Source organism: Anaeromyxobacter sp. Fw109-5, from assembly GCF_000017505.1.
Lineage (GTDB): Bacteria > Myxococcota > Myxococcia > Myxococcales > Anaeromyxobacteraceae > Anaeromyxobacter.
Window position 1 is genome coordinate 1,410,553 of the sequence record NC_009675.1, and the last position, 19,298, is coordinate 1,429,850.

General features: G+C 72.7%; 14 protein-coding genes and 2 tRNA genes. 11 read left to right on the top strand and 5 right to left on the bottom strand.

Annotated elements, in window-relative coordinates; all coding sequences use genetic code 11:
* Window positions 1-2: 2 nt before the first annotated feature.
* A complete protein-coding gene (gene nadE / locus ANAE109_RS06340; protein WP_011985562.1) occupies window positions 3-977 on the bottom strand; it encodes an NAD(+) synthase in 975 nt (324 codons plus the stop codon).
* 97 nt (window positions 978-1,074) lie between these two features.
* Here nadE and ANAE109_RS06345 point away from each other — a divergent pair, with 97 nt between their 5' ends.
* The 4 genes from ANAE109_RS06345 to acnB all read left to right on the top strand — a co-directional run bounded on the left by ANAE109_RS06345 (window position 1,075) and on the right by acnB (window position 10,000).
* Window positions 1,075-2,634, top strand: coding sequence for a class I adenylate-forming enzyme family protein (locus tag ANAE109_RS06345; protein ID WP_041448158.1), 1,560 nt, complete (start codon window positions 1,075-1,077; stop codon window positions 2,632-2,634).
* 294 nt (window positions 2,635-2,928) lie between these two features.
* The gene (locus ANAE109_RS06350; protein WP_143827911.1) at window positions 2,929-4,926 is read left to right on the top strand and encodes a nucleoside-diphosphate sugar epimerase/dehydratase; all 1,998 of its coding nucleotides are present in this window, start codon (window positions 2,929-2,931) and stop codon (window positions 4,924-4,926) included.
* A 10-nt stretch (window positions 4,927-4,936) separates the two neighbouring features.
* Window positions 4,937-7,201, top strand: coding sequence for a polysaccharide biosynthesis tyrosine autokinase (locus ANAE109_RS06355; RefSeq protein ID WP_011985565.1), 2,265 nt, complete (start codon window positions 4,937-4,939; stop codon window positions 7,199-7,201).
* A gap of 249 nt (window positions 7,202-7,450) precedes the next feature.
* Window positions 7,451-10,000, top strand: coding sequence for a bifunctional aconitate hydratase 2/2-methylisocitrate dehydratase (gene acnB / locus ANAE109_RS06360; RefSeq protein ID WP_011985566.1), 2,550 nt, complete (start codon window positions 7,451-7,453; stop codon window positions 9,998-10,000).
* 207 nt (window positions 10,001-10,207) lie between these two features.
* Here the strand turns inward: acnB and ANAE109_RS06365 are convergent, their stop codons facing one another.
* A complete protein-coding gene (locus ANAE109_RS06365; protein WP_011985567.1) occupies window positions 10,208-10,675 on the bottom strand; it encodes a ferritin-like domain-containing protein in 468 nt (155 codons plus the stop codon).
* Window positions 10,676-10,760: 85 nt separating this feature from the next.
* The gene (locus ANAE109_RS06370; RefSeq protein WP_011985568.1) at window positions 10,761-11,237 is read right to left on the bottom strand and encodes a ferritin-like domain-containing protein; all 477 of its coding nucleotides are present in this window, start codon (window positions 11,235-11,237) and stop codon (window positions 10,761-10,763) included.
* A 156-nt stretch (window positions 11,238-11,393) separates the two neighbouring features.
* On the opposite strand from ANAE109_RS06370, the gene ANAE109_RS06375 reads away from it, so the two are divergent.
* Window positions 11,394-12,071, top strand: a complete 678-nt coding sequence (locus tag ANAE109_RS06375; protein ID WP_011985569.1) for an NUDIX hydrolase — start codon at window positions 11,394-11,396, stop codon at window positions 12,069-12,071.
* Window positions 12,072-12,084: 13 nt separating this feature from the next.
* Here the strand turns inward: ANAE109_RS06375 and ANAE109_RS06380 are convergent, their stop codons facing one another.
* Complete coding sequence (locus tag ANAE109_RS06380; protein ID WP_011985570.1) at window positions 12,085-12,474, bottom strand: hypothetical protein; 390 nt, start codon at window positions 12,472-12,474, stop codon at window positions 12,085-12,087.
* A 140-nt stretch (window positions 12,475-12,614) separates the two neighbouring features.
* The gene (locus tag ANAE109_RS06385) at window positions 12,615-14,903 is read right to left on the bottom strand and encodes an OmcA/MtrC family decaheme c-type cytochrome (protein ID WP_011985571.1); all 2,289 of its coding nucleotides are present in this window, start codon (window positions 14,901-14,903) and stop codon (window positions 12,615-12,617) included.
* A 354-nt stretch (window positions 14,904-15,257) separates the two neighbouring features.
* Between ANAE109_RS06385 and ANAE109_RS06390 the strand changes: the two genes are divergently transcribed.
* The 6 genes from ANAE109_RS06390 (at window position 15,258) to ANAE109_RS06415 (ending at window position 19,274) form a co-directional block, all read left to right on the top strand.
* Window positions 15,258-16,703: an aspartate ammonia-lyase gene (locus ANAE109_RS06390; RefSeq protein WP_011985572.1), complete on the top strand. Its 1,446-nt coding sequence runs from the start codon at window positions 15,258-15,260 to the stop codon at window positions 16,701-16,703.
* Between the two features lie 18 nt (window positions 16,704-16,721).
* Window positions 16,722-18,077: a general secretion pathway protein GspE gene (locus ANAE109_RS06395; protein WP_011985573.1), complete on the top strand. Its 1,356-nt coding sequence runs from the start codon at window positions 16,722-16,724 to the stop codon at window positions 18,075-18,077.
* Between the two features lie 14 nt (window positions 18,078-18,091).
* Complete coding sequence (locus tag ANAE109_RS06400) at window positions 18,092-18,637, top strand: hypothetical protein (protein ID WP_011985574.1); 546 nt, start codon at window positions 18,092-18,094, stop codon at window positions 18,635-18,637.
* A gap of 74 nt (window positions 18,638-18,711) precedes the next feature.
* The gene (locus ANAE109_RS06405) at window positions 18,712-19,053 is read left to right on the top strand and encodes a hypothetical protein (protein WP_234945324.1); all 342 of its coding nucleotides are present in this window, start codon (window positions 18,712-18,714) and stop codon (window positions 19,051-19,053) included.
* Between the two features lie 5 nt (window positions 19,054-19,058).
* Window positions 19,059-19,132, top strand: a tRNA-Gln gene (locus tag ANAE109_RS06410).
* Window positions 19,133-19,199: 67 nt separating this feature from the next.
* Window positions 19,200-19,274: transfer RNA gene (locus tag ANAE109_RS06415), tRNA-Glu, on the top strand.
* Window positions 19,275-19,298 lie beyond the last annotated feature (24 nt).

Genomic DNA, 19,298 nt, shown 5'->3' on the forward strand with positions numbered 1-19,298 from the left:
GCTCAACTCCCCGGGAGCTCGGTCACGAGGAGCGGGGCCTCGTGCAGGTAACGGCTCGCCCGCCGCTTCGCCTCGATGTCGCGGTAGACGCGCTCGACCTGCTCAGCGGTGAGCCCCAGGGCGGCCCCGACCTGCGCCGCCGAAACCTCGTGATCGTGCGCCCAGAGGCAGAGGTCCATCTCCCGGTACGGGAGCGCGAAGAAGAACTCCTCCTGCGTCTGGGACAGCGAGAACGTATCGGTGGTGGGGGGACGCGCCCGGATCTCCCCAGGGACGCCCAGGTGCTCGGCGAGCGCGTAGACCTGGGTCTTGTACAGGTGCGCGATCGGCTTGAAGTCGGCGGCGCCGTCTCCCTGCTTCACGAAGAACCCCTGGTCGTACTCGAGGCGATTCGGGGTGCCGGCGACGGCGAAGTTGAGCCGATCCGCGTGGTAGTACTCCATCATCTTGCGCGCGCGCTGCTTGAAGTTCGTCGCCGCCACGAGCTGGAGATACGCCGCGGCCGACATCCGGGAGCTCCGCTCGCGACCCAGCGGGTCCGCGACCGTGAGGAGCGTCACGTTGAGGCGGTCTCCCGCGAGGAGCGAGGGGAGGGTGAGCTTGCACCGCCATCCCTCCCCGTACTCGGGGACCACCGACCGGATCGCCTCCAGCTGCCGCTCGTAGCAGCCGAGCCCTGCCAGCGCGGGTCCGACGTCCTCGACCAGGTGGCGGATCCCGAGGTGGTCGGCGAGCGAGCGGCCGAGCCTCAGCGCGTCGCTCGAGGAGTCGCGCTCGGGCATGAGCAGCCCGAGCACCCGGTCCGCGCCGAGCGCGCGCGTGCAGAGCGTCGCGACGACGGAGCTGTCGATGCCCCCCGACATCCCGACGACGGCGCCGCGGCGCCGTAGCGTCCCGAGCACCTGGTCACGGATGGCCTGCTCTATCCCTTCGGCTGCCCTCGCCGCGTCGATTCGCAGCACATCCCGCGTGAACATGGCGTGTCGGACAATAGGACGTCTCCGCGCGGGCAACACGCCACGGAATGGGGCGGTCGTTGCGATGAGGAGCTCCCGCCCAATACTTACCCGCACCGTGAACTCGCCGTTCCTGCACGAATGGCTCTTCTTCCACGCCGCCCGCCGGCCCGACGCCCCGGCGGTGGCGACCCCCGCGCTGCGCCTGACCTACGGCGAGCTCGCCACCCGGGTACGCGCGCTGGCCGCGCACCTCGCGGAGCACGGGGTCGCGGCGGGGGACCGGGTCGTGCTCGCCGTGCCGAACACCCCGGCGACCGTCGTCGCCGGGCTCGCCGTGAATGCGCTCGGCGGCACGGCCGTGGAGGTGAACCGGGAGTGGGGCGGAGAGGTGCTCTCCGGGGTCGTCGCCCAGACCGGTGCCCGCCACGCGGTGATCTGGGGGCGCGACCTCCGAACCTGGGCCGGCGTCGCCGCGCGCTCGCGGCTCGACGCCGTCTGGGTGCTCCACGCGGCCGGGCTCCCGGAGGCGCTGCCGGGCGTCGCGTCCACCTCGGTCCTCCTCGAGGACGGCCGGCTGCACGCGGCGGCCCCGGCTTCGCCGCCGCCGTCACCCGAGCTGCGGCCCGACTCGCCGGCGCTCATCCTGTACACGTCCGGGAGCACCGGCCGGCCGCGCGGGGTCGTGCAGACGTTCCGCAACGTCGACGCGAACACCCGATCGATCGTGCAGTACCTCGGACTCGGCGCGGACGACCGCGCCCTGCTGGTCTTGCCGCTCTACTACTGCTACGGCCGCAGCGTGCTGCAGACGCACCTGTTCGCCGGCGGCTCGGTGTTCCTCGACAGCCGCTTCGCGTTCCCCCGGGTGGTCCTGGACGCGCTCGCCTCGGAGCAGTGTACGGGCTTCGCCGGGGTCCCGCTCACGTTCGAGATCATCCGGCGGCAGGTGAACGTGGCGTCGATGGCGTTCCCCAGGCTGCGATACCTCACCCAGGCCGGAGGCGCCATGGCGCCGGAGACCATCGACTGGGTGCGCCGCGCGTTCGAGCCGGCGAAGCTGTTCGTCATGTACGGACAGACCGAGGCGACGGCACGCCTCTCGTACCTGCCGCCCGGCAGGGCGGAGGACAAGCGCGGCTCCATCGGCGTCCCCATCCCCGGGGTCGAGCTGCGCGTGGTCGACGAGCAGGGCCGTGAGCTGGCGCCCGGCGCCGTGGGGCACCTCGTGGCGCGCGGGGGCAACGTGACCCTCGGATACCTCGACGAGCCCGAGGCGACCGCGGAGATCCTGCGCGAAGGGTGGCTCTGGACCGGGGACCTCGCCTACCGAGACTCCGAGGGGTTCCTGTTCCATCAGGGACGCTCGAAGGAGATCCTGAAGGTCGGTGGCCATCGGGTGAGCCCCGTGGAGATCGAGCACGTCATCGCGGACCACCCCGACGTCGCCGAGGCCGCGGTGATCGGGATCCGGCACGACCTCGTGGGCGAGGTCCCCGCCGCGTTCGTCGTCGGCCGGGCGGGCAGGAGCCCGAGCGAGGCGGCCTTGCTCCAGCATTGCCGCGAGCAGCTGCCGCCCTACAAGGTGCCCGTCAAGTTCACCGTCGTCGAGGCGCTCCCGCGCAACGAGGCGGGCAAGCTCCTGCGCGCGGAGCTCGCCCGCCGCGCCTCCGAGTGAACCCCGGCGCCGGGGGCGCGCCGGCTCGGTCCTCGGTGAGGCTCCTCGCCCGTGGAGCGTGCGCTGGGAGGAACGAGCGTGACCCGGATTCTCGGGACGCGCTCGGCGTGCAGACGCTCGCCGTGCCGCCCCCGTGAGATTGCGCCGGCGGGAGGAACCTCTCATGCCGTGGGATCGCAGGACTCGACGTGTGAGATAAGCGCCCTTACCTGAGCGTACGGTTCCAAAGGGCGAGCGCGGTGGGGGGTGAAGATGGCTCACGCTGGGTCCATCCGGGTGGATGGCTGGTTGACGATGCGCTGTCGGGCCGCGGCTGCGTTCGCTGCGGGTACGGCCGCGCTCGCTCACCCCGGCTGGCGGTACGCCGCCATCTTCGCCGTGGACGGCGCCGCCGCCCTCGCCGCTCTGCACGTCGCGTTCTGGCTGCGGTTCGAGGGCGAGCTCCCGCTCTTCTACGGCCGGATGCTCCCGGCGGTGTCGGCCCTCCTCCTCGTGACGCGGCTCTCGTCCAACGGGCTCGCCCGCCTGCACCGATGGTCCTTCCGGCTCGCGGGCCTGGACGAGGCACTCCGGGTCGTCGCGGCTGCCGCGGCGGGTACGGCGGTCTTCCTCGCCGCGACCGTGGTGCTCTCGCTGCGGCTCCCGCTCACCGTCTACGCGCTCGAGCTCTTCCTGTCGGCCACCGCCTTCGGCGCGGTGCGCTTCCTTCCGCGCGCCGGCCTCCAGTGGCTGGGGAACCGGTCCCGGACCCGCGCGGGGGCGCCGCGCGCGCTCGTCATCGGCGGCGGTCACGCGGCGGAGCTGCTGGCGCGCGACCTGCTGCGCGAGCCCGGCGGCCAGTACCAGCTCGTCGGGTTCATCCACGAGGACGGCCACACGGGGTGCGCGCGCATCGACGGGATCCCGATCCTCGGCGGGGTCTCCGATCTGCCTCGCCTCATCTGGCTACACCGCATCACGGCGGTGCTCCTCGCCGATCCGCGCGTCGGCGCGGCGCGGATCAGGGAGATCGTGTCGCTCTGCTCCACCTCCCGCGTGCGGTTCAAGATCGCCCCGTCCTCCTGGTGTCACCTCGAGCAGCGCCTCTCGGGGGCGATGCTCGCGGACATGTCGCCCGAGGACCTGCTGCCGCGCGACGCCGTCGCCTTCGACGAGTCGGAGATCCGTCGGCTCGTCGGCGGACGGCGCGCGCTCGTGACGGGCGCCGGCGGCACCATCGGGGGGGAGCTCTCCCGCCAGCTGGCGCGCAACGGCGTTCGACAGCTCGTGATGGTCGACATGAACGAGAACGAGCTCTACCTGCGCCGCCTCGCGCTCGCCGAGGAATACCCGGACGTCGAGATCCGCTGCGAGGTGGCCGACGTCCGCGAGGCCGCGCCGCTCCTGCGCCTCGGCCAGCGCTACCGGCCGGATGACGTCTTCCACGCGGCGGCGCACAAGCACGTGCCCCTCATGGAGGATGCGCCGGCGGAGGCGGTGAAGAACAACGTCTTCGGGACCTTGAACGCCGCGCGCATGGCGGACGCGTGTGGCGCCGAGCGGTTCGTGCTCATCTCGACGGACAAGGCGGTGAACCCGACGTCCGTGATGGGAGTGACGAAGCGCGTCGCCGAGCTCGTGGTCCGCGACCTCGCTCGCCGCTCGCGCATGCGGGTCACCGCGGTCCGGTTCGGGAACGTGCTCGGCTCCTCCGGCAGCGTCATCCCGATCTTCAAGCGGCAGATCGCGCGCGGCGGCCCCGTGACCGTCACGCACCCGGAGTGCACGCGCTACTTCATGACGATCCCGGAGGCGGTGGGGCTCGTGCTGCTGGCCGGCCTGGGCGGCCACGGCGAGCTGTGCGTCCTCGACATGGGCGAGCCGATCCGGATCGCCGACCTCGCGCGGAGCATGATCACGCTGTCCGGGCACGTGCCCGGAGAGGACGTGGAGATCGTCTACACGGGGCTGCGCCCCGGCGAGAAGCTGACCGAGGAGGTGCTCACCGAGCAGGAGGAGCGCTCCCTCGTCGTGCGCGATCGCATCCGGGTGACGCAGAGCCCTCCGCCGCCCGACGACCTGCAGGCGCGGCTGCGCGAGCTCCGTGCCGTCGCGGATGGGGGTGAGCGCGACGAGCTCCTCGCTGCCCTCGCGGCGCTCGTGCCGACCTACCTGTCGCCGCGCGACCGGTTCACCCACGGGCCGCCGGTCGCGACCACGCCCCCCGCGCACGGGAGCGGCAGGGGCGGGAGCTACGGACCGCCGGGGCTGAGCGTCGTGGGACGCCCCGGTGACGCCGGGGCCCGCCTGTGAGGGTTGCGCGATGCGACGAGATCGGCAGGCAGACGACGCGGTCGTCGAGGTGAACTTCGCGGCGGGAACCCTCAAGGAGGAGTCCCGCCGCCCGGCGACGGAGGAGCTCACGTTCGCGGATCTCGTGCGGGCGCTCTTCGCCGCGCGCTGGCTGGTCGGCGGGTTCGCGCTCGCGGCGCTCGCGCTCGGCTTCGCGTACGTGCTTCACGCGGTCCCGCTGTACGAGACGGCGGCGCTCCTCCAGATCGAGGAGACCAGCCCGACGCTGCACGGGCTCGAGGACCTCTCGGAGATCATCGGCCACACGACCTCGCCCGCGGAGACCGAGATCGAGATCATTCGCTCGCGAACGCTCATCGGCTCCGTCGTCGATGGGCTCCGGCTCGACCTCCGCGCAGAGCCCCGCCGGGCGCCCCTGATCGGCCGCGCGATCGCGCGCCGCTGGAAGGGCGACGGCCCGGCGCCTGCGCGGTTCGGCCTCGGAAAGTACGCCTGGGGTGGCGAGCGCATACGCCTGGCGGAGCTGCGGGTCCCCGATCGCCTGCTCGACCAGCCGCTCGTGCTCACGGCGCTCGAGGGGGGGCGGTACCGGCTCGCCGAGAGGGAGGGGGGCCAGCTGCTCGAGGGGAGGGTGGGGCAGCGGGTGGGCGGCGACGGCGCGGCCGTCGAGATCGACGTCGACGAGCTCGTCGCGCGGCCGGGCACCGAGTTCGTGGTCGTGCGAAGCGAGCGAGGCGGGGTGGTGACGGCCGTCCGCGAGGTGCTCCGGGCGTACGAGACCACACGCAAGTCCGGCGTCCTCGTGGCGCGTTTCCAGGACACGAGCCCGGAGCGCGCCGCGGCGACCTTGAACGCCATCGCCCAGGCGTACCTGCGCCGGAACGTCGAGCGGAAGTCCGCCGAGGCCGCGCAGATGCTCGGATTCCTCGAGTCCCAGCTCCCGCACCTGAAGGAGAACGTCGACAAGGCCGAGCTCGCGATGAACGAGTATCAGCGCGACAAGCGGACCCTCGACCTGTCTCACGAGGCGCAGGGGATGCTCGAGCAGTCCATCCGGATCGAGACCGCGCTGCAGGAGCTGCAGATGCAGGCGACCGATCTGCGGCAGCGCTTCACGTCGAGCCATCCGGCCGTGGTCGCGGCGCAGGAGAAGATCGCGAAGGTGAAGGCGGAGCGCGCCGGCCTCGAGGAGCAGATGCGCGGGCTGCCCAAGCGCGAGCTCGAGTCCGCACGCCTCGCGCGCGACGTGACGGTCGCGTCGGAGCTCTACGTGCTCGTGCTCAACAAGGCGCAGGAGCTCAAGGTCGCGAGGTCGGGCGTCGTGGGCAACGTGACCGTGCTCGATCCGGCGGAGATCCCTCGCAGCCCGGCGCGCCCCCGCCCCCTGCTGGTGCTGTCGCTGGCGCTCCTGCTGGGCCTCGGCGCCGGCGTCGCCGCCGCGCTCGCGCGCAGGGCGCTCACGGAGGGCGCCGACGACCCCGACGAGATCGAGGCCCGCACCGGGCTGCCCGTGTTCGTCATGGTCCCGCACAGCGACACCGAGGGGCGCCTGGATCGCGAGGCGCGCCGCGTGCCGGGCGCGTTCCGCACCGCCCTCGCGGAGGCGGCCCCGGACGATCTCGCCGTCGAGGGGCTGCGCAGCCTCCGCACGGCGCTCCAGTTCGCCCTCGTGGAGGCGCGCAACAACGTCATCGCGCTCGGCGCGCCGGCCCCGGCGGTCGGCAAGTCGTTCGTCTCGGTCAACCTCGCCCACCTCCTCGCCGCCGCGGGGCGCCGCGTGCTGCTCGTCGACGGCGACCTTCGCCGCGGCCGCCTGCACCGCTACTTCTCCCTCGAGCGGACCCCCGGCCTCTCCGACGCGGTGAGCGGCACGGTCCCGCTCGAGCAGGCCCTTCGCCGTACGGGGATCGAGCGCCTGGACGTCCTCTCGACCGGCCGCATCCCCCCCAACCCGGCGGAGCTCCTGGCGAGCCACCGCTTCCAGCAGCTCCTCGCGTCGGTGTCGGAGCGCTACGATCTCGTGCTCGTCGACACGCCGCCCGTGCTCGCCGTGACCGACCCCGCGCTCGTGGCGCGGCTCGCCAGCGTGAACCTCCTCGTCCTGCGGGCGGGGGCGCACTCCATCGCGGAGATCGCGCAGGCCGCGAAGCACCTGGCGCAAGCCGGGGTGAAGCTCCAGGGCGCGATCCTCAACGAGGTCCAGGGAACGCGCGGCGGGCGGTACGGGCGCGGAGGGCGCTACTACCGCTACGACTACCGCTCCGACGCCTCGTAGCGGCGGCGGGGGCGGGCCCGCCGGAGCCGGCGCGCGACTCGGGGCCGCGCAGCGGGACGCCGCCCGCCCGCGCGAAAGTGGACCTCCGGAGTCCCGTAACGACGCGTTCTCCCGAGGTTTTCGGCGCGATCGCGGGGTGACGCCCGCCGACCTGCCGTGCTATACGGCCCGAGCTTTCCCGACCTGCGCCCGCCGTCGGCTCGCCGCCGTTTGGCGCGCGCCACGTTCCGTCGGGAGCGAGGAGCCACCGTGATCGAGGCGTACCTGAAGCACGAGGCGGAGCGGAAGGCGCAGGGGATCCCGCCGAAGCCCCTCGACCCCGAGCAGACGCGCGAGCTCGTGAAGCTGCTCGAGAGCCCGCCCAAGGGGCAGGAGGCGTTCCTCCTGGGGCTGCTGCGCGACCGCGTCTCCCCCGGCGTCGACCCGGCCGCCGAGGTGAAGGCCGCGTTCCTCGCCGAGCTCGTGAAGGGGACGAAGAAGTCGCCGCTCATCTCGAAGAAGGAGGCGGTGCAGCTCCTCGGCACGATGATGGGCGGCTACAACGTCCCGCCGCTCGTCGCGGCGCTCTCCGACGCCACCCTCGCCGACGACGCCGCCAAGGCGCTGTCCGGCATGACCTACGTCTACGGCGCCTTCGACGAGGTCGTCGCGCTCGCGAAGACGAACGCCGCCGCGAAGAAGGTCGTGGAGTCGTGGGCGAAGGCGGAGTGGTTCACGAGCCGCCCCGGCGTCCCCGCGCAGGTGAAGGTGAAGGTCTTCAAGGTCGACGGCGAGATCAACACCGACGACTTCTCGCCCGCGGGCGACGCGTCCACCCGCCCGGACATCCCGCTCCACGCGCTCGCCATGGGCAAGACCCGCTTCAAGGGCGGCCTGCAGACCATCGCCGACTTCCGCGCGCAGGGCTTCCAGGTCGCCTTCGTGGGCGACGTGGTCGGCACCGGCTCCTCGCGCAAGTCCGCCTGCAACAGCGTGCAGTGGCACATCGGCGACGACATCCCGTTCGTCCCCAACAAGAAGCGGGGCGGCGTCATCATCGGAGGCGTCATCGCGCCCATCTTCTTCGCCACCGCGCAGGACTCGGGCGCGCTCCCGATCCGCGCGGACGTGACGAAGCTGAAGACCGGCGACGTCGTGGTGGTCGACTCCGTGAAGGGCGAGATCCGCAGCGAGGCCGGGGAGGTGCTCTCGACGTTCAAGCTCGCCCCGAACACCCTCGCGGACGAGTTCCGCGCCGGCGGCCGCATCCCGCTCACCATCGGCCGCTCCGTCACGGAGAAGGCGCGGCAGGCGCTGGGGCTCCCGGCCACCGACCTCTTCGCGAAGGTGACGAACCCGCAGCCGAAGGCCGGCCAGGGCTACTCGCTCGCCCAGAAGATGGTCGGAAAGGCCTGCGGCATCCCGGGCGCGCTCCCGGGCGGCTACTACGAGCCGAAGATGACCACCGTCGGCTCGCAGGACACCACCGGCCCCATGACCGCGGACGAGCTGAAGGAGCTCGCCTGCCTGCGGTTCCAGTCGCCGATGTTCATGCAGTCGTTCTGCCACACGGCGGCGTACCCGAAGCCGGCCGACGTGAAGATGCACCGCACCCTGCCGCAGTTCGTCCAGGAGCGCGGCGGCGTGCCGCTCCGCCCGGGCGACGGCGTCATCCACTCGTGGCTGAACCGGCTGCTCCTCCCGGACACGGTCGGCACGGGCGGCGACTCGCACACGCGCTTCCCCCTCGGCATCTCCTTCCCGGCGGGCTCGGGCCTCGTGGCGTTCGCCGGCGCGATGGGGTTCATGCCGCTCGACATGCCGGAGTCGGTGCTCGTCCGCTTCAAGGGCAAGCTCAACCCCGGCATCACGCTGCGTGACGTCGTCAACGCCATCCCGTACTGGGCCATCCAGCAGGGCCTGCTGACGGTGCCGAAGAAGAACAAGAAGAACGTCTTCAACGGCCGGATCCTCGAGATGGAGGGGCTGCCCGACCTCACCGTCGAGCAGGCGTTCGAGCTGACCGACGCCGCGGCGGAGCGGAGCGCGGCGGCGGCGGCGGTGAAGCTCTCCGAGAAGAGCGTCGCCGACTACCTGCGCTCGAACGTGGCGCTCATGACGAAGATGATCGAGGACGGCTACGGCGACCGCGAGACGCTGAAGGGCCGCATCGCCGCCGTCGAGGCGTGGCTCGCGAAGCCCGAGCTGCTCTCCGCCGACGCGAACGCCGAGTACGCCGCGGTCATCGAGATCGACCTCGCGCAGATCGCCGAGCCGATCCTCGCCTGCCCGAACGACCCCGACGACGTGAAGAAGCTGTCCGACGTCGCGAACACCAAGATCGACGACGTGTTCCTCGGCTCGTGCATGACGAACATCGGCCACTTCCGCGCGGCCGGCGAGATCTGGAAGGGCCAGAAGTTCAACCCCGGCGTGCGCACCTGGATCTGCCCGCCCACGCGGATGGACCAGCAGCAGCTGAAGGACGAGGCGTACTACTCGACCTACAGCGCGGTCGGCGCCCGCATCGAGATCGCCGGGTGCTCGCTCTGCATGGGCAACCAGGCGCGCGTGCCGGACGGCGTGACGGTCTTCTCGACCTCGACCCGCAACTTCGACGACCGCATCGGCAACGGCGCCAAGGTGTTCCTCGGCTCCGCCGAGCTCGGCGCGGTGTCGGCGAACCTCGGCCGGCTGCCCACGCCGGCGGAGTACTTCGCCGCGTACAACGAGAAGATCGCGCCGAAGGCCGGGCAGGTGTACCGCTACCTCCAGTTCGACGAGCTGGAGGGGTACAAGGGCCTCCGGGTCGTCGCCTAGGCACCCACCCTTTCGCCACGAAAATCGGAGCGGCGCGCCGCGAGCACGGCGCGCCGCTCCGCTGAACAGTTGGCATCGCGAGGCGCAGGAGACCGGAGCCGAGACGGGCACCCGCAGCGAAGAGCGCCGAGGCGTACTGCATCCGTACGCCGCAGGCGCGATGAGCGAGGACGCCCGTCGCAGGCCCGGTATCGTGCGCCGCGGCGCTCAGTGCGCCGCGCCCGCCTGCTCCCGCTCCCAAAGCCGCTGGTCGAGCGCACGCTCGAGCCAGGCGAGGTGCCGCTGCTCGTCGGCGTAGTTGCGACGGACGAGCTCGAGGAGCTCCTCGGGGAAGGGCTTCGCCAGGGCGCGCGCGTACGTGGAGGTGGTGAGCTCCTCGTTGGGCTTCATCGCGCGGAGCGCCTGCTCGGTCCCGAGGCGGGCGCGCAGCCCCGTGACGCTGCCCAGGATCGTGCCCTTCATGTCCGGCTTCGCCCCCGGCGGCCGCACGTTCATGTCGAGCAGCGCCTTCGAGAGCTCGAGGATGTGGCGCTGGTGGTCGAGCCTGAACCGGGCGAGCTCCGTCGCGATCCAGCCGTCGCCGATCGCCTCGATGGCCCGGTCGTAGGCGACGACGGCGTCGACGTCGAGCTGCACCAGGTTCGTCAGCTCCTCCGCGATCTCGTGCACGTTCATCTCTTTCGCTGCCTCCCGGGCACAAGGTGGTGACGCGGCGCGGCGCCCGCACCGGCGCCTCGCGGGAGCGCGCGCGGACCGCGGCCTAGGGGAGCGCGGCGACGGAGGAGGTGTCGAGCCAGATCGCGCGGGCGAGCGCCTCCTCGAGCCACGCGAGGTGCCGCTGCTCGTCGTCGCCCGCCCGCTCGACGAGGGCACGCACGTCCGCAGGGAGGGGCGTCCCGAGCACCTTGCGGTAGACCGCCGTCGTGAGCTGCTCGTTCCAGCGCATCGCCTCGAGGAGCTCCTGGGCGTTCAGGCGGCGCAGCGGAGGCGTGAGGGCCCCGATGACCACGCCCTGCACGTCGGGCTCGACGTCCGGGGCGCGTCCGCCGAGCGCGTGGAGCGCCTCGTGGAGCGCGAGGGCGTGGCGCTGGTGCTCGACCTTGAAGCGCGCGAGCTCGCCGCCGATCGTCGTCCCCGCTCCCCCGACCCAGGCGATCGCCACGTCGTAGGCCTGGAGGGCGTCGATCTCGAGCTCCATCAGGCGCGACAGCTCGGCGATGACGTGCGACTCCTTCATCCGGTCCTCACTGTCGGAAACGTGCTCTTGTCGACCAGTGCGGTCCACGACCCCCTTGCAGGCAAAAGAGAGCCGGGGAGGCGCCCGGGAGGGGGGAGGGCGAGCGGGCGAGCGGGTTCCGCTTGCGCGCGCCCGGATCGGGCGCAGGCTTCCGGGATGCCGAAGGTCGACGCCATCGAGGTCGTGGAGGACTACACGGACCGCGCCCGCTGCGACGAGGGCTTCCTGCGCCTCAAGCGCTACCGGGCACGGAACCGGCGCGCGGACGGCTCCGCCTCACCCGTCTACCCGATCGACGTCATCGACCGGCCGACGCTGGATGCCGTGGCGGTCGTCCTCTGGGCGCGCACGCGTCGCGGGATCGAGGTCCTCACCCGCAGGGGGCTCCGGCCGGCGGCCTACTTCCGCCGCGGAAAGCCCGCGGTGCTCCCCGAGCCCGAGTACCTGCTCGTGGAGGAGATCGTGGCGGGCGTGCTCGAGCCGGGCGAGCGGGGTCTCGACGCGCTGCGCAGGCGCGGCGCCGAGGAGGCTCGGGAGGAGGCGGGCATCGAGCTCGCGCCGGAGGCGCTCGAGCTGCTCGGCGGACCGTTCTTCCCGCTCCCCGGCATCGTCTCGGAGAAGATCCACCTCCTCGCCGGCGAGGTGGCGAGGCCGGACGGGGAGGGGAGCTACGAGGCGCCGCACGAGGGTGACGGCTCCCCGCTCGAGGAGGGCGCGCTGCTGACCTGGCGCGAGCTGGGCGCCGCCGTCGCGGCGTGCGAGTCCGGCGAGATCGAGGACGGCAAGACCGAGCTCGCGCTGCGGAGGCTCGCCGCGCGGCTCACGTGCCGTTGAGCCCCCGCGGGCGCTAGTTGTTCGGCGCGCCCGCCTCGATCCAGCTCAGGATCACCACGCGCTCCGCACCGGTCACGGCGACCGGGAGCGCCGGGTGCCCCGAGAGCAGCCCGGACGCCGCCTGGTAGAGCGGGGCCGACTCGTTCGCCGGCGTCGCGAGGTTCTGCGACTGGATGACGGCGTGGGCCGCGGCCTTGTCGCTCTGCGCGAAGGGCAAGCTGTCGGCGAGCCCCTCGGGCACGTGGCACGCGTTGCACCTCTGGACGAGGATCGGGTGGACCTCGCTGAAGGTGTGGTGGATCTCTCCGGCGCCGCCGGCGTCACCTTCGTCGTCGTCGCCGCAGGCGATCCCCGTCGCGACCACCGCCGCCAGCATCCACGGCCATCTCCTCGAAGGCGTCATCGTCTCCCTCCCGGCGAGAACAGGTTTGGGACGAGGCGAGCGGACGGCGACCTCCGCCCGAGCCGGCTGCCCGTAAGAAACGAGTGCCCGACCGGAGGATCCGGTCGGGCACTCCCGCCCCCGAGGGCTCCACCGATCGGCTACTGCTGGATCGGGTGCGCCTGGTTGAGGTCGAACGCCGTCCCTGGGCCGTGGCACACCGCGCAGCCCGCGTCGGTCGGCTGCGCCCCGCCGGAGTGGAGGCACTCCTCGCTGTTCAGCTCGGCGAGGGTGTTGCACGCCGGCAGCCCCGTCCCCTCGAACCGGGTCTGGTCGTGGCAGGCGGTGCAGACCGCGATCGTGGCCGGGACCTCCGTGTCCGCGCCGAACAGCGTCGTGTCGAAGACCGCGGCGTTGAGCGGCAGGTTCCAGGTGTTCGCCACGTGGCAGATGGCGCAGTTCGCGGTCGTGTTCGGGATCTCACCGGGGAACGTGTGCGGGGTGTTCCCGAAGCCGTAGATGGTGACCTCCTCGCCGCGGATCCCGGCCGCGTGGATCTCGTGGATCATCCGCTTGAAGTCGATCGACTCCGCGGGCGTGCCCGCGCCCGGGCTGCCCGTCCCGCGCCGCCCGGCGTCGGTGGCCCGCGGGTTGTGGCACACCGCGCAGACCTGGATGACGTTGTTGCGGTTGGCCCCGTGCGCGGAGAGGTAGCCGTGGCAGGCGTCGCACTTCTGGACGTCGACCACCTGCCGGCGGTCCGCCGCCGCGCCGCCGCCGACGCCGAAGTTCCGGATGGCGTTCTCGACCGGCATCTCCTCGCCGTTCAGGATCGGGTGACCCTCGAGGTGGACCGACGCGCTCGTGACGTCCGCCGGGATCGCCGCCGTCGCGCGCAGGTCGTACACGCCCGGCTGGCCTGCCACCGGCGTGACGTTGCTGGTCACGGCGGGCGCCGTGCCTCCCGTGGGCGTCGCGACGATGGGGACCCGCAGCGGCTGCCCCGGAGACGTCGCGCCGGAGCCCTGGTTCGTGTAGTCCGTCGTCGGCCACCCGAACATCGCGTTGAGCGACGCGCCCTGCGTGGTGTAGGCGGCGTCGGTCTCGAGCGCGTACGCGGAGTTGTCGGGCTTGCGCACCGCGAACCGCACCACCGGGACTCGATCGTCACCCACGGTGACGTTCATGATGTCGTAGCGGAACGCCTTCGCCTGCTCGGAGAGCGGCACGTGCCGCTGCTGGATGTCCGCCGCGGTGTGGCACCCGGCGCAGTTGGCGGTCGCAGGCTGGCTGAGGATGTGGTTGCACAGCGCGGGCGGCGCCGCCGTCGCCGTGCCGCAGTCGGGCAGCCCGGCCTGGGCGAAGCGGACGTTGTCGTGGCAGGAGGTGCACGCCGCCGCGGACGGCCGCGTGTTCCAGCGCGCCGCGTCCTCGCCCTGGTGGCAGAGCGCGCAGTCGCGCACGTCGTTGATGAAGCCGGCGTCGTAGACGTGCACGCCCGCCGCCGGATCGGTGCTCGTCGCCTGGCGGAAGCCGACGATGGTGTACGGCGCGCCGGCCCCCTGCGCGGACGGGAGGTCGCCGCCCATGTGGATCTTGTGGACCATCACCTTGAAGTCCACGGTGTTGCCGGTGTCCGGATCGGTGGACTGCGGCGAGTGGCAGGTCTGGCAGACCGTCACCCCGAGCCGCTCGTCGTGGGCGTTGACCGCGGGCGCGTGGCACCGGTTGCAGGCCTGCAGGCTCACGACCTCGTCCTTCGCGGCCGTCCCACCGGCGGGGATGAAGTTCACCGTGTCGGTCGACGACGAGGTCGCCGCCTCACCCGCCGCAGTGTGGCGCGTCAGCCAGATGCCGGCCGTGTGCGTCGCGGCGCGGTCGACCTGTGCGCCCGCCGGGAGGGCCGCGAGCGTGTAGCGGTAGACGCCGTCCCCCTGGTGCGTCAGCCGTTGATCGAGCGTCGCGTCCGTGGGCGCCTGATCGAACGTCGCCTGATCCGCGCTGGCCTGGACCGGTTCGTTCACCCCCTCGCCCTCGCGCTGCCACTGGCGGCCAGTCTGCGGGCGCGTGTAGTACGAGGTGTAGTCGCCCGCCTCGGCGTCGAGCTTCGAGAGCGTGATCCGCGGCACGCTCGTCCACGGGAAGGTCTGGGGCGTCGCGGCGCCGTTCTTGATCTCCTGCACGAGGGTGGTCACGGCGGTCGTGCCGTCCGTCACCTTGAACGTGACCGTGGGGGCGCCTCCGCCCTCGGGGATGTCGACCCCCTGGATGTCCACCTTGAGCGCGCCGGTCTGGATGGCGGCGTTGTCGCCCAGGGCTCCGCCTCCTCCTCCTCCTCCGCCGCCGCCACCACCGCCGCCGTCGTCGTCGTCGTCGCCGCAGCCGGCGGCGAGCGCCATCATGATCGCCACGGCGATGCTCCACGCCGCCCCTCGGACACGCCAAGTCATCGTCCGTCCTCCTTCGTGCACCGAGGGTCACGTGCCGCGGAAGATCGCTCTGGACCGAGCGCACACACGTGCCCGCGGCGAAGTTGCCCGCGTTCAGGGCACGGTGCACCACAACCGGGAGAGAAGGCAGGCCCCGCGGCGGGGCGAGACGCATGCGGAGCTACCCGGCGGGCCGCGGCACGGGCGGGCGGACGGGGCAAGGTGTCGCGCGGCAGCGTACGCCTCGTGAATTTACGCGCAGGACGTGCGTGCGCAAGCCGCGCGGCGGCGCCCGCTCGCCCCGCCGCCGGTCGAGCGCCCGCACCGCGCGACGGCGAATTGCGCAGACCGCGGCGAGCCGGGAAGATTCACTGCATGGCAAACGATCGTTCCCGGCGCCGTCGCGGCGCGCGGCGCGCGGCGCCCGCGAATCCGCGGACGCGCGTGGAGAAGGACACCATGGGCGAGATGACGGTGCCCGCCGACGCGCTCTACGGCGCGCAGACGGCCCGCGCCGTCGAGAACTTCCCCATCTCCGGCCTCCGCGCCCACCCGGCGTTCGTCGACGGCACCGTGCGCGTGAAGCTCGCGGCGGCGCGCGTGAACGCCAGGCTGGGGCTCCTGCCCCGCGCGAAGGCGCGGGCCATCGAGGCGGCCGCGCGCGAGGTCCTCCGGGGCGAGCACCGCGAGCACTTCGTGGTGGACGTCTACCAGGCCGGCGCGGGCACCTCGCACAACATGAACGTGAACGAGGTCCTCGCGAGCCGCGCGACGGAGCTCCTGGGCGGGCGGCGCGGGCAGCCGCTCGTCTCCGCGAACGACGACGTCAACATGGCGCAGTCCACGAACGACGTCGTCCCCACCGCCATCCGGCTCGCCGCGCTCGAGCTCGCGCCCGCCACCATCGACGCGCTCGGCACGCTCGCCGGTACGCTCGAGGAGAAGGCGCGCGCGTGGGAGGGCGTCGTGAAGTCCGGGCGCACGCACCTCATGGACGCGACGCCGATCCGGCTCGGGCAGGAGGTCTCCGGCTGGGCCGCCGCCCTCCGCGCCGCCGGAGGGCGGATCCGGGACGCGCTGCCGGAGCTCTCGGTCCTCGGCCTCGGCGGCACCGCCGTCGGCACGGGGCTGAACGCCCATCCGCGCTACGCGAGGCTCGTGGTCGCGGAGCTCGAGGCGCTGACCGGCGTCCCGCTCACCCCGTCGCCGAACCTGTTCTACGCGATGCAGTCGCTCGCTCCGGTCGTGGCGCTCTCCGGCGCGCTCCGCACCGCCGCGCTCGAGCTGCTCCGCATCGGGGGCGACGTCCGGCTCCTGGGCAGCGGCCCGAACACCGGCCTCGGCGAGCTGAGGCTCCCGGCGGTGCAGCCTGGCTCGTCCATCATGCCCGGCAAGGTGAACCCGTCGATGGCCGAGATGCTCGCCATGGTGTCCTACCAGGTGGTCGCGATGGACGCGGGGATCGCCTGGGCCGCGAGCGGCGGGCAGCTCGAGCTGAACGTCATGATGCCGCTCGTCGCGTGGGACCTCTGCCACGCGCTCGAGATCCTCGCGAACGCCGTGCGCGCGTTCGACCTCCGCTGCGCGCGCGGGCTCGAGGCCGACGAGGCGCGGGCCCGTCACTACGCGGAGCGCACGGTGAGCCTCGCGACCGCGCTCGCGCCGCGGCTCGGGTACGCCGCCGCCGCCGAGATCGTGAAGGAGTCGGTGCGGACCGGCCGCTCCATCGTGGAGGTGGCCGTGTCCCGCGGCGGCCTGACGGAGCGGGAGGCCCGGCGGATCCTGGATCCAGGCAAGCTCACGCGGCCTGGCAGGGCTTGATGGCGGTATCATCTGCCCGTGCCACGCCTCGGCGAGCTGCTCGTGCAGGAGGGGACGTGCGATCCGGACGCGATCCGCGGCGCGCTCCGCAACCAGGTCATCTTCGGCGGACGGCTGGGGACGAACCTCCTGGAGATGGGCGCGATCGCCGAGGACGCGCTCGCCGCGGCGCTGGGCCGGCGCCACCGGCTGCCCGCGCTCTGCGGCGAGCTCCCGCTCGAGCCGAAGGCCCTCTCGCTCCTGCGCGCAGAGGTCGCCGACCGCCACGACGTCGTGCCCTACCTCGTCGCGGATCGCCGCCTCGCGATCCTCGCCTGCGATCCCTCGAACCTCCGCATGCTCGACGAGGTCGCCTTCGCCACCGGCAAGCAGGTGCACCCCATCGTCGTGCCGGAGGCGCGCCTCTGGACGCTCCTCAGGCGAGCCTACGGCGTCGCGCGGCAGCTCCGCGGCATCGACGTGGAGTTCGGGTCGCTGAAGGACGGGGGGGCACCCGCGGTCGCGCCGCGCGCCGCCCCCCCTCCGCCCGGCGCCGCCCCGGACCTCCTCGGCGAGGGGGACTTCGAGGCGCTCTACGCGCGGAGGGGCGCGTTCGAGCTCCAGCCGCCCCGGGGACGGGCGATGGGGAGTGGGCCGGACCAGGCCGGTCGCCCTCCGCTCGCCGGCGGGACCGCGGCGCGCGGTCCGGCTCCGGCCGCCGCCGAGCCCGCCGGGGGAGCGGCGCGGGACGAGCCGCCGGACGACATCATCGAGCTCACGGACCTCCTGTGCCCGGACGACGAGGTGCCCCTCGCCGCCGACCTGCTCGCGTCCCTCGCGCGCGTCCCCGGCCACGCGCCGCCCGCCCGCCTCGTCGCGCCCGCCGCGCCGCGCGAGGAGCCCGAGCCGACCCCGCTCCGGTTCGAGGACGCGCTCCGCGCGCTCGAGGGCGTGACCGATCGCGGCGCCATCGCCCGCACCGTGCTGCGGTACGCCCGCTCCCACTTCCGGCGCGCCGTGCTCCTCACCGTGAATCGGGACGTCGCGCAGGGCTGGGCGGGGCTCGGGGAGGGGGTCGGCGCCGACCAGGTGCGCCGCCTCCGCCTCCCGCTCGGCGCGCCCGGCATCGTGGACACCGTGGTGCGGACCCGGGCCCACTTCCTCGGCCCGATCCCCAAGACCGAGGCGAACATCCGGCTCCTCAAGCGGCTCGGCGGCGGCGTGCCCGGAAACGCCTTCCTCGTGCCGATCCTGGCGCTCGGGAGGGTGGTGAACGTCTTCTACGCCGACGACGGCCGCGGCGGGGTCCTGGACGCGGCGGGGGTGGGGGAGCTCCTCATCCTCGCGACCCGGATCGCGAAGAGCTACGAGACGCTCGTCGCCCGCGTGCGGTAGAAGGGGTGCGCTCCATGGCCGCCACCCTCCACTACTTCATGCTCCCCGATGACGAGCGGGCGCTCTTCCGCCACCTCGAGCGCCGCGAGCTCACCGTCTACCCGGAGCTCGTTCCGCCCGGGTGGGAGGCCCCCCGCGTCGCCCCCGAGCTCGTGGACGCGCTGGAGCTGCCTGCCTACTACCTCGCCCTGGAGCGGCTCGGGCCCGTGATCGTCCACCCGGTGAAGCGGGGGAAGGACAGGGGCATGCTCGAGATCGAGGAGATCCCGTCGCCGGTGTTCCATTACGAGCGCTCCGTCCGCAACGAGGAGGGCGAGCTCGTGGCGGGTCGGCTCTGGGCGGAGCTCGACGTCACCGACGACGCGAACACCCGCATCGGCAAGCCGCTCGCCCTGAAGTCGCTCTTCCAGGAGATCCACGACCTCTTCCGCAAGAACTGGCGGCGGAGCGATCCCAAGGGGTTCTGGGTCGGGCCCACGGCGGGGGCGGCGTGGAAGCGCGGCGAGCTGAAGCTGCGCGAGGCCGGTCACAAGGGGCGGCTGGTGGGGGTCTGGCGGTGAGGCGCTCGCAGGCGGCCACGCCGATCTCGGCGGTTGACGCACGCGCCCAGGGCCGGTACACGTGCCGCTTGACTGTGCCCCTCCCGCCTCGCTATAAGGCCGCGCTCGCAGCGGTTCTCCTGACGCTGCCGGGTGTCGCGCTGGCCGAGCGGGTCGCCGGAGCGGTCCTCCCCGACGAGGCGGTAAAGGTCGGAGAGAACCGGTACCGGGTCTCGAAGAGCTACGACGACACGCTGAAGTTCTTCCGGACGGTCTACTCGCCGGGGAAGTTCAGGAGACGGCCGATCGCGGACCAGCCCGCCGTGAAGGCCGTGCACATCGAGAACCCGGAGGCGAAGCCGGGGCAGTGGGAAGGGCTGAACGTCTACGAGCTGAGGGGCGAGACCCGCGTCTTCGTGCTCGTGAAGGGAAAATAGGTTTCTGGGGGATCGTCTAACGGCAGGACGCCAGTCTCTGGATCTGGCTATCTAGGTTCGAATCCTAGTCCCCCAGCCAGCATCAAAAAGAAGCACCGCGAGCGTTGACTGCCGAACCGCTCGCAGATACATAAGCCGCCGTTGATGGCCCGTTAGTCTAGCGGTTAGGACATCGGCCTCTCACGCCGAGAGCATGGGTTCAAGTCCCGTACGGGTCACCATTCGTAGCCCCCGCAACCTTGTCC